This window comes from Vibrio sp. ArtGut-C1 (assembly GCF_002105475.1).
Classification (GTDB): Bacteria; Pseudomonadota; Gammaproteobacteria; order Enterobacterales; family Vibrionaceae; genus Vibrio; species Vibrio diabolicus.
In genome coordinates this window covers 90503-103370 of sequence record NZ_NCTH01000005.1, presented here as the reverse complement: position 1 = coordinate 103370, position 12868 = coordinate 90503, and the positions used below count along the sequence as shown (strand labels likewise).

Here is a 12868-nt window from a genome sequence, read left to right as displayed (position 1 = left end):
ATGAAAGGCAGTTGGCCGATTTGGTTTTATGGTTATTGACTCCCAAGCAACCTCAAGATGGTACATTCGCGTTCTGTAAATGCATCATCTTGAAGTGACTTGGGTTTTTACAGCTTAGCAGACTGAAAGGGAAGAAATGTGATAACTCGTTGAAAATGGGTGGTTATAAAGCGTAAATTGCGCCAATTCTGGTTTGTTTGTTCGCTTTTTGTACGAAATCTAGCTCCAGTTAAGTTGATTTGTTCCACGTTTTTTAGCGTCCGCAAGCATCTTGCCGAGTCGATCGAGTACATACTCTGGTGTATCGGACTCTTTAAAAGAGGTCGACACAGCCGCTAGGGTGATCATGATATTTTGCTCACGGAACTTAAATGGTAATTGGCTAATATCACGCTGGATATGTTTAATGAGATCCAGTGTGTATTCTTCAGATTGTTCTGGAACGAGTAAAATAAACTCTTCACCACCAAAGCGAGCTACCGTCTCAGTTTCTGATACGCGTTTATTAATGGTGCGAGCGATGATCTTCAACGCTTTGTCACCAGCCGTATAGCCATAGCTGTCATTCACCGCTTTGAAGTTATCAACGTCAAACAACACTACACGCAGGTTCTGTTGAGAGCGAATCCAACGGCGATACTCTAGCTCTAGTCGATCATTAAATGCGGTGCGGTTATAGACTTTAGTCAGAGGATCTAGCAACATGCGCTGAGCTTGGTCATCTAAGCGTCGACGATGATCTTGGGTGGTTTCAAACACGGCTTCGAGCTGGTTCTTACTGTAATTCAAACGCTCTTGCAGCGCTTGTTCTCGTTCTTCCGTCATTTTAAGTCGCTCTGTCAGCGACGCCATTTTCGCAAGTAACGGGGCGATTTCTTTTTTTACATCCGCTAGATCTTGAGCTTGGTCGAGCGAAAGTTGACTCAATTCAACCAGACTGTTCATTTCTGTGTTGAGCTCTTGGCGGTGCTCAAAGTAGGTATGATGTTGGTCGACGTTCTGATGAACGGTTTTTAGGTTACTTGCGAGAGAAGTGTTCAGCTGATCAAGAAATTGGCTAGACGCTTCGCGCTCGAACTTTGTTGCTTCGACAACCAATTTCAGCGTTGAGAGCGTAAGCTCAATGAGAGACTCTGCACTCACGCCAAGAAGCAGCTTAGCCCGAATATCGAGCAACCTATCTCCCGTTTCTCCCTCAAAATCCAGCTCGGTGATGGTATGTTGTAGATCGCTGGCTAAGCACTCAAGTTGAGACTTATCAGGATTATTCTCAAACTCACTGAGATGCAAACGCGAGTTGGAAGTGATGATTTTCAGAGCGCGTTCGTAAATGCTCAGTAGCTTAGTGGCTTGATCGGCTTTATTGCTGGCATGAGCTTCTGAGAAACTCATTAAGTTCCGTAGTTCACGTTTTAACTGCGCAGGTAAACCTGTGACACGTTGGAGTGTTTCACCACTGTGTTTGATTTGTTCGTCTAGGTAGCCGTTCTGTTTGTCCATCGTCTTCGACTGCTGTTTGAGCATTCTCTCTAATACCGCTAAACGTGGGATAAGAGTACTGATATCTTTTTGATGTTGCAGCTCTTGTTGGATTTCAAACAGGTAATTGGATACCTGGGTATTCGAACCCTGGCAAGCTGAAGACAATGATGCCACAACGCGTTTAAGAACTTGTTGTTCACGTTTGAATTTGAGTGAAGTATCACGATGTGTCAGTCTGAGTTGGTCAAGTTGACAACTCAGCTGATGAAGCTGCGACTGAATATCGGATTCCAAGATTCCCATGAAGTGACTACGGTTAAGTCCATGTACTACTGACAATTATCCGATAATAACAAAAAACGTTATAGCGTCATTAGTTATTATGTCTAACAGGCGTTTAATTATCCATTTTTTAATATTTTCTTGATGTCGTCCTCATTCTTGTAGGACGAATGGGTCTTAATCAGGCCTTGGCTAATGGCATGCTGACAGGCAGTTCTTATGTTACCCGTTGCAAAGCTCGCGGCGGGTGCGTTATCGATGGCTTTCAAGAAAACCCAGTGGCTTTGCTTATCCTTCAAGCTGACTTCTCGCGCAATGTGAGTCGCAAGCAGCAACAGATCGAGTAATTCCTCGTCGTTAATTGCAGTGTAGGCTCGGGGTAAGAACGGATAATCGCTGATACCCATGCGAATAATACTGTTGACGTTGTGTTGTTGAGCGAACTCATCCACCCAAGTCTGGAATTTCTCGAACATGACTTCGGCAGAAGCATCACGGTCAGCATTCGGTTCTATGTAGAGTAGGTTTGCATCTGAGAAATGGTAAAGACGCGACGGTTTTTCTATCTTTTCCGCTAGGAAGTCACCAAATGCGCGCTCCAGCTCCAGGCCTGCTTTATAACCGTTGTGGACGTACATGCTTCGTAGGAATGGCAAGTCGATCATGACAAAGCGCAGGCGGTCGTTAAGTGGCTCGTGGATCAATTCGCCCATTTGCCATTGCTCGAAAGTTTCGCTCGACTTTTTCAATGAGCGAGACAGCTTCACGTTCAGCATACGCAAGTTACGCAAACGGGAACGAGAGTGAGTGAAGAGATCATTACGCAGTTTTTCGATTTCACTTGCTTGGCGTTGCATGATCACGCCGCGGCGCATAATGAACAAAAACATCACCAACACAGTAATAAACAATGCGAATGAGATTTTCTGGAATTTGCGGTGTTCCCTTTCCACTTGTTCAAGGCGTTCCGATTGGCCGATATAGTGGATGGTTTGTTCAGCAAACTCTTTTTGTTGGCGGAATGCATCCTCACTGATTTGGTTGAGCTGCTTTTGCTCTAAACGCACAAGGTTGGTGTATTTCTTATAAGCCTGCAGAGAAAGTTGGTATTCGCCTGCCTGCTCGTAACCAAGCCCGAGTAAGCGGTAAGACTGCTGCTTAATGAAGTTGTTATTTTCAGGTGACTTTTCAGCAAGTGCTAACGCCAGCTTTGCATTGGTAATGACGTTTTTACTGTCGTTTTGATGATAAGCCAGGCCTGACTGAAGCAACGCTGCCTTTGCTTCAAGCTTAGGAATGTCAGTGTATTCTAAAAGCTCTTTAGAACGGTCTAGGTATTGTTCAGCTAGCGCGTAGTTGTAGAGTTGCAGATAGGTAGCCGCTAAGCTTAAGCGAATCTTAATGATCCGATTAATGTTCTTACTGGTGCTTTCATGGTCCAGCACGTTGAAGTAGTGCACTAAGGCAAGGTTAAACTTGCCTTGGTAAAAATAAATGTCACCCATTTGCTCAAGGACATCCGCTAGGATGGGAGAGCTAGGGTAGGAGTCATAGAAGTCTGCGGCTTGAGATAAGTATTCGATCGCTTTGTCGTAAACTCGACGCTCTTGGAAGAGTCTCGCCAACAGGCGATTAACTTTTGCTAACCTTGCGCCACTGTCACTCTCAATAGATTGCCAATAACCGTAAAGCAGTTCCGACAAAGCCAAATTGTATTTCTTGCTATTCAGATAAAACTCGCCGACGGCTGTGTAATAGTCGATCAAGGCTAAGTCAGATCGGCTGTCTTCAAGCATAGTTTTGGCTTGAGAATACAAACTTTCCGCTTTAATCAGATCGCCACTATGTGAAGCGAGGAGCGCTCTTTGCATCACTAATCGATAGCGGACGCTGTCGGTACGTTGCAATACCGCATCGGCTTCATCGAGTTGCTGCTCAATTTGGTTAAGCGTATCTTCCGCTTTTGAATAGTTTTTGTCGTACATCCAAATCATTTGGTTGCGCATCAGCTGGAGATCTAAATCCATGTACGGCAATTGATATTCTTGCGCTAAGCGCTCGGCTTTGTTTAGGTGTTCGATAGCCGAACGAACGTTACCCATGGCGTAGTCTGCCTGAGCGATAATCTTGTGTGCTTCGATGGTGCTGCTTGGTGTGCGAACGCTACGATCGGTCTCGTCACGAGACATAGCCGAAGGGCTGTCACTCTCTTTGCGTTCCGTTAGCTCACGTTGTGACAAGTAGTTGGTTGCCGCTTGTTTTGCTTGTGATGGCTCTATTTCCGCCAATTGTTGTGCTTCGTTGAGTAACGCGGACGATAAAATGGTCGCGTGAAGCGGCTGTACAAACAGCAAGCAAAGAAAGCCAATCAACTTGAATAGACGCGAACTGTCCCAAAACATCCTTTCGTTCCCTCGAACTGTTTTTAGATATGGCGGATAACGGTAAAAGACTTCAACAAGCCCCTTAAATGCAGGTTGAAGCCATTTGATATAGTAACATGCTTGGACAATAAAAACGTCCGGTAACCCTTTAGATTACCGAACTTATTTCTGTCACTAACGCGATTACTGACGAGCCATGCGGTGGTTGTGATCTGGCTTGTCTTGTTCCGTTGAGCGGTACGGGTTGATGTCCAAGCCACCACGGCGCGTGTAGCGGGCGAATACGGTCAGTTTGCTTGGTTGGCAGTATTTCATTATATCCGTAAAAATACGCTCAACACATTGTTCGTGAAATTCGTTGTGCTCGCGGAAAGATACCAAGTAACGCAGCAGTTTCTCGCGATCTATTTTCGCACCTTGGTAGCGAATTTCTACACTGCCCCAGTCGGGTTGATTGGTGATCAAACAGTTTGACTTCAATAGGTGGCTATGTAGGATTTCTTCCACTTGCTCTTCACCTGCTGCGCCTTCAAGCAAATCGGCATCAAAATCGTAACTGGTGATGTCAATGTCTTGGTCATCAATACATTCGCCTTCCATTGTCACAATAGGTTGATTGGTGTAGTGAGTAACCGGGTTCACCTCGACCAACACCTTTTCACCGGCACATTCAGATAGGTCTTGCGTTAAACGCTCTTCAACTTCTTCCCAGCTTGAAAAACGGGTTTGGTTGTAGCTGTTTAAGTACAGTTTGAAAGACTTCGACTCAATCAAGTTTGCACTGGTGGCTGGAATGTATACTTCGCCAACGGCCACTTGTGGTAAGCCTTTACTATTTAACCAAGAGAGCTCGTACAGCGTCCAAATGTCGTGGCCCATAAAAGGAAGGCTGTCGCCTAACTGAAGGTCATCTCGGTTTAGGCTACGAGGAACTGGTTGCAGCAAGCTTGGGTCGTATTGGTTCGCATACTCGGTCTTTTTACCTAATGTTAGGCCAGCAAGCTCTTTAGCGTCAGAATATTTGCTCATACTTTGTGGTCGTTTTCGATTAGAATGGCGAGAATTTTACTGAATCCGCTGGTCAATTGCCATCCGGCAAACACGGCTATCTGATAAATAAGGAATGAGGAGACCTTCATGACCCAAAACGTTACTCAGGCGCTACAAGAGTTCAGCCTGCGCTACCAACAAGCTTGGCAAGCTAAATATAATGAGTTGCCAAGCAGTGAAGAGCTTGCAGATCTTGTTTCTCCTTGTGTCGAAGAGAAGCGTGATGGAAAGGTGCTTTGGAAAGCGGTCGCACGTGATGAAATGGCCGATTTCACTAATGTGGAAAATGCGATTGAGTTGTCACTGCAAGATGATGTAAAAGCCTTTTATGGTTCTCAATACAGCGCCGATATGGAGGCAACTTGGCAAGGTAATTCGTTGACGCTGCTGCAAGTGTGGAGCGATGATGATTTTGTGCGCCTACAAGAAAATATTCTTGGTCATTTGGTGACGCAACGTCGCCTGAAACTTAAACCAACGGTATTTATCGCGGCGACAGATGAGGAAATGGATGTAATCTCTATTTGTAACCTCACTGGTAATGTGATTTTAGAGCGTTTAGGTACGTCTAAACGCGATCTGCTGGCGGATTCATTGGCTGAGTTCTTGAGCAAGTTAGAGGCCGCTGTCTAAATATGTACGTTGTTGAGTTGCAGTTTGAGTGTTTTGATAACACCACCGTCAGCGCGGTAGACAAAGCCATTAATGGCTTGATGGATGCGTTGCGTTACAACGGCCAAGTACTAGGCCGTGAATTCCCGATAGTGATGGGAGATGGCGAGTTTTATGTTCGTGTCGTTTGCCCAGAGCAAGACAGTTTGCATCCACGTTATCACTCAGATTTTGTCAAAGTGTGCATGAACCGTTTGTCAGACGCATCTTTGCTTGCACCGAAAATGCGTATGCTTGGCCGTGATTTAAATTCAGAACAAGCGGCCGAAGAAGAGACACCTAGCTGGCAAGTGTTGTACACGACTTATGTTCATACGTGTTCGCCATTGCGCAGTGGGGAAACGTTGTTGCCGATTCCTTTGTATCGCAATGAGCCGACGCTAAATGGTGACCATAAAGCCGTCATCAAATGGCAGACAGAATGGCAAGCGTGCGATGAAATCCAAATGGCTGGCGGGTGCCGCGCAGAGCATGCGGCGCTGCACGAGATTTGCGATGTAGACAGCGTGTTGTTCCGCCGCGGTTGGGATTTGCGAGGTCGTATCGAATACATCACCAAGGTTCCAACATACTATTACCAGTATCGCGTGGGCGGTCAGTCGCTGGAGAGCGAGAAAGCGCGCAAGTGCCCAAAATGCGGTGGAGAGTGGCTACTCGATGAGCCACTACATGACATATTTCATTTTAAGTGTGATGACTGCCGAATCGTGTCGAACATCTCTTGGGACCACCTTAAGTAGCGAATTGAAGTTACTTAAATGGGTGGATAGAGAAATAAAAAGGGCTGATGTTTTCACATCAGCCCTTTTATGTTCAGACTATTATTTTCAGTACGGTTTAGAAAAGTGGGATTACCAACCTTTCACTACGCCGCCTTTGAATAGCTCTTTTGCCGCTTCGTAAACTTCTTCCGTTTGGTAAGCTTTTACGAAGTTTTGTACGTTTTGCGCATTAACATTTTCTTCGCGAGCAACAATTAGGTTTACGTATGGTGAGTCTTTATCTTCAACAAACACACCGTCACGCTCTGGCGATAGGTCGATAGAGCTTGCGTAAGTGGTGTTGATGATAGATAGCGTTACGTCATCCAATGAACGTGGAAGTTGTGGCGCTTCTAACTCAATGATTTCGATATTTTTAGGGTTGCCTACGATGTCACGTACTGTAGCGAGTAGACCAACGCCATCACGTAGCGTAATCAACCCTTGTTGCTCAAGAAGCAGTAGTGAGCGACCTAGGTTTGTTGGATCGTTTGGAACTGCGATGCGTGCGCCATCTTGGATTTCATCGATTGACTTCACTTGCTTAGAGTAACCAGCAATAGGGTAAACGAATGAGTTACCCGCGATAGCCAGTTTGTAGCCGCGGTCTTTCACTTGTTGGTCTAGGTATGGTTTATGTTGGAACGCATTCGCGTCTACTGAACCATCATCCAGAGCGGCATTTGGCGTTACGTAATCGGTAAATGTTACTAATTCAACGTCTAGGTTGTACTTTTCTTTTGCTACTTTAGCTGCAACTTCGGCAACTTGTGCTTCAGCACCAGCAATAACGCCAACTTTTACTTTATTTACGTCTACTTCTTTGTCGCCACAACCCGCTAGAACAAGAGCAGAAGCGGCCGTTGCTACAGTCAAAAGACCTTTAAGGCTAAATTTCATCTTTATCTCCTTATAATTTGTATTTTCAATGCTTATCTGTGGTCTACACGGCGCACCACTGCGTCACCGATAGACTGAATAATCTGTACTAGAACAATCAGCATCACGACAGTCACAGCCATGATAGTTACATCGTAGCGGTGGAAACCGTAACGGATGGCTACGTCGCCGAGGCCGCCGCCGCCTACCGTACCCGCCATGGCCGAGTAGCTAACGAGAGTGACTAAGGTGATCGTTACTGAGTTAACAATAGTCGGCATTGCTTCAGGTAGTAGAACTTTTGTGATGATCTGTGTTGGTGTCGCCCCCATTGATTGTGCCGCTTCCACCAAGCCTGTTGGTACCTCTAACAAAGCACCTTCAATAAGACGGGCAACAAACGGAATGGCACCAATAGTCAGTGGGACGATTGCTGCGGTTGTACCGATAAAGGTTCCAACTAGCATTTTTGTCACTGGAATAATCGCAACCATCAGGACGAGGAATGGCACAGAACGACCAATGTTAACGACAGCGCCTAAGCTGCTATTTAGTTTGGTGTTTTCAAGTAGGCCGCCTTTCTTCGTAATATGGAGGATTACGCCTAATGGAATACCCACGGCAAAGCCGACTAATCCGGCAACCGCAACCATGTAAAGCGTTTCCCACGTTGCACCTAAAAGTAGTTTGCTGTTTAAACTCAGCCATTCAGAAATCGTATTAAAGGACATAACCAAGTACCTCTACTTTTACGTTGTGCTTACGCAGGTATTCCAATGCTGCGTTGTCATCTTCTTCGTTACCAAATAGCTCTGCGACCATCATGCCGAATTTCACGCCGCCAGCGTAATCAAGATCGGAGCTCAAAATACTCACATCAATATTGTATTTACGAGAAATTTGCGACATTAACGGTGCATCGACGGTTGCGCCAGTAAACTCTAAGCGAACCAACGGGTAGCTGCCATCAACACGCTCAGCTTGCAGACGTGCTTGGTAATCTTCAGGAATGGATAGATCCAACGTTGAGCGAATGAATTGGTGCGCCAGCTCCGTTTTAGGGTGCGCGAAAATATCGCCAACGGTGCCTTTCTCCACCAACTCACCACCACCGATGATCGCCACTTCGTGACAGATGCTTTTTACCACTTCCATTTCGTGGGTGATCAGTAGAATCGTGATGTTGAGTTTGCGGTTGATCTCTTTCAATAGCTCAAGGATAGATTGAGTTGTTGCAGGATCCAGTGCGCTAGTGGCTTCGTCACACAGTAGTACGCTTGGATCGGATGCCAATGCGCGAGCAATCGCCACACGTTGTTTTTGACCGCCACTTAGGTTGGACGGATAGCTTTCGTGTTTGTCGGCTAAGCCAACAAGTTTTAGTAACTCAGTGACTTTTGTTGTGATTTGCGATTTGTCTTTGCCTGCCAGTTCCAGTGGTAGCGCCACGTTATCAAACACAGTACGAGACGAGAGCAGATTAAAATGCTGGAAGATCATGCCGATGTTACGGCGCGTTTCGACCAACTGCTGTTTGCTGAGTTTTGTTAAATCAATGCCATCAACGATGATGAAGCCAGATGTTGGTGCTTCTAACATGTTTACGCAGCGGATCAGCGTACTTTTACCAGCACCAGATGAACCGATAACACCGAAGATGGTGCCCTTGGCGATGTGTAGGTTAATGTCTTTCAGGGCAAGGATTTCCTTACTGCCTTGGTAGAACACTTTATTGACGTTTTTTATTTCTATCATGTTTCAACCTGCCCAAAGATACGGGGAACTTCGCTGTCAAAAACGGCCTTTGACAGAACTTAATGTTGAGCTTTATCTCACTTCTCAGTTGATGCTATGGGTTAAGCAGAATGAAGTCAATAGATATTTTTACGTCTAGACGTCTAAATGTATGGATGTTCTGTTTTGAAGAGAATGAGGAGTAAGTTACGAGGAGAAGATAAGTGGAGAGACCCCTCAGAATTACCGATTCTTGCCCAACAAATCAACTGTTTTGTCGAGGCCTAGAACGAATTAGATAGTGTTGAAGTTTATAAGGTATGTAATAATCTGATTAAACCGAGTTAATAGAGAAATATGTTTTGGCAAAACCTGCTGTTTTTATCGATCGTGATGGCGTGATAAACGTTGACCACGGCTACGTTCATGACGAACATGATTTTGAGTACATTGATGGTGTGTTTGAAGCGACGAAAGCGCTGAAAGATCAAGGTTACCTCTTAGTGCTAGTGACGAATCAATCGGGCATCGCACGTGGTAAATTCAGTGAAGACCGTTTCTTGTCTCTGACTCAATGGATGGACTGGAACTTTGTTGATCATGGTGTTGAGTTTGATGGTATCTACTACTGTCCGCATCACCCTGAGCATGGCATTGGCGATTACAAGCAGGATTGTGATTGCCGCAAGCCTAAACCTGGTATGTTTATCTCTGCTCGCGACTTCTTGAAAATCGACATGGAAAAATCTGTGATGATTGGTGATAAAGCCGAAGACATGATGGCAGCAGAAGCCGCGGGCGTTGGTACCAAGATTTTGGTTCGCACAGGTAAGCCTATTACTGAGCAAGGTGAAGCATTGGCAACGGTTGTGCTTGATAGTGTTGCTGACGTGCCTGCATATCTAAAGAAATAATCTGCACAATTCGCATATTTAAGGGAAGCGTTTGCTTCCCTTTTCTCTTATTACTGTTAAAGTTCAGTCACCTAAGCATTCATCCATTCTAGTTTGATCACTTATGAGCAAAAAACTCACCATTCTTGATATCGCGAAATTGGCAGGCGTTGGCAAATCAACAGTAAGCCGTGTGCTTACCAACGATCCAAAAGTGAAACCTCAAACGCGAGAGAAAGTAGAGCAAATCATTCGTGAATCTGGTTATGTACCGTCCAAATCTGCGCAATCAATGCGTGGCGGTAGCCAAAAAGTTATTGGTGTTATCATCTCCCGTCTAGACTCACCATCAGAAAATCGCGCCGTTGGTACAATGCTCAATGCATTGTATTCCGCTGGTTATGATGCGGTGATCATGGAGAGTCAGTTTGACCGAGACAAAACCAATGAGCACTTGAGTGTGCTTAAGCGTCGCAATGTGGATGGCGTGATTGTATTTGGCTTTACTGGATGCGATGAGCAAGCCTTAGCCGAGTGGGGCAATCGCATTGTGGTGATTGCGATGGATACCGATAACGTCTCTTCCATCAATTATGATAACCAAGGCGTGATAGACATGGCTTTGTCTCACCTTGAGCAGCAATCTTTATCTCGCATTGCTTATATTGGTGTTGATCCTGAAGACAAAACCACTGGCTTAGCTCGTCTAAATGCTTATAAATCGTGGTGTAAACGCAAGCAACTTACGCCTTGCTTCCAAACCGGTAAGCTTAGCCATGAAAGTGCTTATCAGTTGGTGGACCACGTTCTGAAAGCAGACACGCAAGCCATTGTGTGTGCCAGCGATACCATTGCATTGGGCGTAATCAAGCGTCTTCAAGAGTTAGGTCGTGAAGACGTGGTCGTGACAGGCGTGGGTGGTAACGAGTTGCTTTCTTTCCTTTTCCCTAAAGTATTTAGTGTCGATCCTGGTTATACCCTTGCGGGTGAAAAGTCCGCTAAAATGCTGATTAATCAATTAAATGGCGATGAAGAAGTCGTTCACTTCACTCAACAACCTATTTGCCGCTAATCCACACTACAATGATTTGCTCTAAAATTATACTGTGATCATTCTCAATTAATGGGACTGTTCCCATTTTGTTTTTTGTCTTTGAGTGGCAATATTAAAATTAAGAAATGGGAATGTTCCCATTTATAAAAAAATAAAATGATGAATCGAATGTATCCAATACAGGGTGGACAAAGTTATGAGTAAGATTGCGCGTAAAGACGTGGAGCGTCTTATTGAGCTGGTCGGGGGGCCGGACAATATTGCCAGTGTAAGCCACTGTTTAACTCGCTTGCGTTTTGTTCTAAACGATACGGACAAAGCAGACACAAAACAGTTAGAAGCATTACCGATGGTGAAGGGCTGCTTTACCAACGCAGGTCAATTCCAAGTCGTCATCGGCACTGAAGTTGATGAGGTTTACAAAGTACTGATCGAGTTAAGCGGTAAAAGTGAAGCGAGCAAAGACGAATCCAAGAATGCTGCTCGTCAAAACATGAATATCGTTGAGCGTGGTATTTCCCACCTTGCAGAAATCTTTGTACCACTGTTGCCTGCGATCATTACTGGTGGTTTGATTCTTGGTTTCCGTAATGTGATTGGCGACATCAAAATGTTTGATGGTCAAACCCTAACGGAAATCAGTCAGTTTTGGGCGACTGTTCATTCATTCCTATGGTTAATTGGTGAAGCAATTTTCTTCTTCCTACCCGTTGGTGTGTGTTGGTCGACCGTGAAAAAGCTCGGCGGTACACCGATTCTGGGTATCACGCTTGGTGTGACATTGGTTTCGCCGCAGTTAATGAACGCCTACCTGATTGGTAAGCAAGTACCTGAAGTGTGGGACTTTGGGTTGTTTGCTATTGAGAAAGTGGGCTATCAGGCGCAGGTGATTCCCGCGATGTTAGCAGGTATCGCACTGGCGTTTATCGAAACACGCTTAAAACGCATTATTCCGTCTTACCTTTACCTAGTGGTCGTACCGTTTGTTTCTATCATTGTGTCTGTGATTCTTGCGCACTCAATCATTGGTCCATTTGGTCGCATGTTGGGTGATGGCGTAGCATTCGCAGCAAAAGCAGCCATGACGGGTGACTTCGCGATGATTGGTTCAACCATCTTCGGCTTCTTATACGCGCCACTTGTGATCACAGGTATCCACCACACAACCAACGCCGTTGACTTGCAGTTGATGCAAGAATTGGGTGGCACGCCGATTTGGCCTTTGATTGCACTATCGAACATTGCTCAAGCATCGGCAGTGGTTGGCATCATTATCATCAGTAAAAAGCAGGATGAGCGTGAAATCTCAGTGCCTGCGGCGATTTCTGCCTACCTTGGCGTAACAGAGCCGGCGATGTACGGCATCAACTTGAAATACAAGTTCCCAATGTTGAGTGCGATGATCGGTAGTGCATGTGCTGCTGCTATCTGTGGTAGTGCGGGCGTCATGGCGAACGGTATCGGCGTAGGCGGCTTGCCGGGTATCTTATCTATCCAACCGCAGTTCTGGGGCATCTTTGCTCTGGCGATGTTAGTCGCGATGGTGGTACCTGCCGCATTAACATTACTTCTTTATAAGCGTGCACAAGCCAAAGGTGAGCTTGAGGCGGCAAACGCGTAATTCAATTTGAGGCAGTGACTTGGCTGCCTTCTCCTATTTTTCTTTTCAAATTTTAA

At 45.4% G+C, this 12868-nt stretch carries 11 protein-coding genes; 5 read left to right on the top strand and 6 right to left on the bottom strand.

All coding sequences use genetic code 11. The annotated features are described in order from the left end of the window. Positions 1 to 219: 219 nt before the first annotated feature. From B7360_RS06245 to queF, 3 genes are all read right to left on the bottom strand, one after another. Positions 220 to 1785 (bottom strand): diguanylate cyclase, encoded by a 1566-nt coding sequence (locus tag B7360_RS06245; protein WP_053808743.1) that lies wholly within the window; start codon positions 1783 to 1785, stop codon positions 220 to 222. Between the two features lie 98 nt (positions 1786 to 1883). Next, a complete protein-coding gene (locus B7360_RS06240) occupies positions 1884 to 4166 on the bottom strand; it encodes a hypothetical protein (RefSeq protein ID WP_085342978.1) in 2283 nt (760 codons plus the stop codon). Positions 4167 to 4331: 165 nt separating this feature from the next. Next, complete coding sequence (queF, locus tag B7360_RS06235; protein WP_085342976.1) at positions 4332 to 5177, bottom strand: NADPH-dependent 7-cyano-7-deazaguanine reductase QueF; 846 nt, start codon at positions 5175 to 5177, stop codon at positions 4332 to 4334. Positions 5178 to 5285: 108 nt separating this feature from the next. Between queF and syd the strand changes: the two genes are divergently transcribed. Both syd and B7360_RS06225 read left to right on the top strand, forming a co-directional pair. After that, the gene (gene syd, locus B7360_RS06230) at positions 5286 to 5831 is read left to right on the top strand and encodes a SecY-interacting protein (protein WP_085342974.1); all 546 of its coding nucleotides are present in this window, start codon (positions 5286 to 5288) and stop codon (positions 5829 to 5831) included. Between the two features lie 2 nt (positions 5832 to 5833). Then, positions 5834 to 6610, top strand: coding sequence for a Zn-ribbon-containing protein (locus tag B7360_RS06225; RefSeq protein WP_048626099.1), 777 nt, complete (start codon positions 5834 to 5836; stop codon positions 6608 to 6610). A gap of 111 nt (positions 6611 to 6721) precedes the next feature. Here B7360_RS06225 and B7360_RS06220 read toward each other — a convergent pair whose 3' ends face one another. From B7360_RS06220 to metN, 3 genes are read right to left on the bottom strand one after another with little or no spacing between them, the layout of a single operon-like run. Further along, on the bottom strand, positions 6722 to 7531 hold the full coding sequence (locus tag B7360_RS06220; protein WP_005391357.1) for a MetQ/NlpA family lipoprotein: 810 nt from the start codon (positions 7529 to 7531) through the stop codon (positions 6722 to 6724). Positions 7532 to 7563: 32 nt separating this feature from the next. Further along, a complete protein-coding gene (locus B7360_RS06215) occupies positions 7564 to 8241 on the bottom strand; it encodes a methionine ABC transporter permease (RefSeq protein ID WP_005391355.1) in 678 nt (225 codons plus the stop codon). After that, positions 8231 to 9265, bottom strand: a complete 1035-nt coding sequence (gene metN / locus B7360_RS06210) for a methionine ABC transporter ATP-binding protein MetN (RefSeq protein WP_085342972.1) — start codon at positions 9263 to 9265, stop codon at positions 8231 to 8233. The genes B7360_RS06215 and metN overlap by 11 nt, the downstream gene beginning before the upstream one ends. A 341-nt stretch (positions 9266 to 9606) precedes the next feature. Here metN and gmhB point away from each other — a divergent pair, with 341 nt between their 5' ends. The 3 genes from gmhB to treB all read left to right on the top strand — a co-directional run bounded on the left by gmhB (position 9607) and on the right by treB (position 12812). Then, positions 9607 to 10158, top strand: coding sequence for a D-glycero-beta-D-manno-heptose 1,7-bisphosphate 7-phosphatase (gene gmhB, locus B7360_RS06205; protein ID WP_005391350.1), 552 nt, complete (start codon positions 9607 to 9609; stop codon positions 10156 to 10158). A 103-nt stretch (positions 10159 to 10261) separates the two neighbouring features. Next, positions 10262 to 11209, top strand: coding sequence for a trehalose operon repressor TreR (treR, locus tag B7360_RS06200; protein ID WP_085342969.1), 948 nt, complete (start codon positions 10262 to 10264; stop codon positions 11207 to 11209). A gap of 178 nt (positions 11210 to 11387) precedes the next feature. Then, positions 11388 to 12812, top strand: coding sequence for a PTS trehalose transporter subunit IIBC (gene treB / locus B7360_RS06195; protein WP_005391342.1), 1425 nt, complete (start codon positions 11388 to 11390; stop codon positions 12810 to 12812). Positions 12813 to 12868: the final 56 nt, after the last annotated feature.

Excerpts from the sequence above, each read along its gene's own strand:
- B7360_RS06220 (WP_005391357.1), bottom strand. The coding sequence starts at position 7,531 with ATGAAATTTAGCCTTAAAGGTCTTTTGACTGTAGCAACGGCCGCTTCT.
- B7360_RS06245 (WP_053808743.1), bottom strand. The coding sequence starts at position 1,785 with ATGGGAATCTTGGAATCCGATATTCAGTCGCAGCTTCATCAGCTGAGT.
- B7360_RS06215 (WP_005391355.1), bottom strand. The coding sequence starts at position 8,241 with ATGTCCTTTAATACGATTTCTGAATGGCTGAGTTTAAACAGCAAACTA.
- queF (WP_085342976.1), bottom strand. The coding sequence starts at position 5,177 with ATGAGCAAATATTCTGACGCTAAAGAGCTTGCTGGCCTAACATTAGGT.
- metN (WP_085342972.1), bottom strand. The coding sequence starts at position 9,265 with ATGATAGAAATAAAAAACGTCAATAAAGTGTTCTACCAAGGCAGTAAG.
- B7360_RS06240 (WP_085342978.1), bottom strand. The coding sequence starts at position 4,166 with ATGTTTTGGGACAGTTCGCGTCTATTCAAGTTGATTGGCTTTCTTTGC.
- syd (WP_085342974.1), top strand. The coding sequence starts at position 5,286 with ATGACCCAAAACGTTACTCAGGCGCTACAAGAGTTCAGCCTGCGCTAC.
- treB (WP_005391342.1), top strand. The coding sequence starts at position 11,388 with ATGAGTAAGATTGCGCGTAAAGACGTGGAGCGTCTTATTGAGCTGGTC.
- treR (WP_085342969.1), top strand. The coding sequence starts at position 10,262 with ATGAGCAAAAAACTCACCATTCTTGATATCGCGAAATTGGCAGGCGTT.
- B7360_RS06225 (WP_048626099.1), top strand. The coding sequence starts at position 5,834 with ATGTACGTTGTTGAGTTGCAGTTTGAGTGTTTTGATAACACCACCGTC.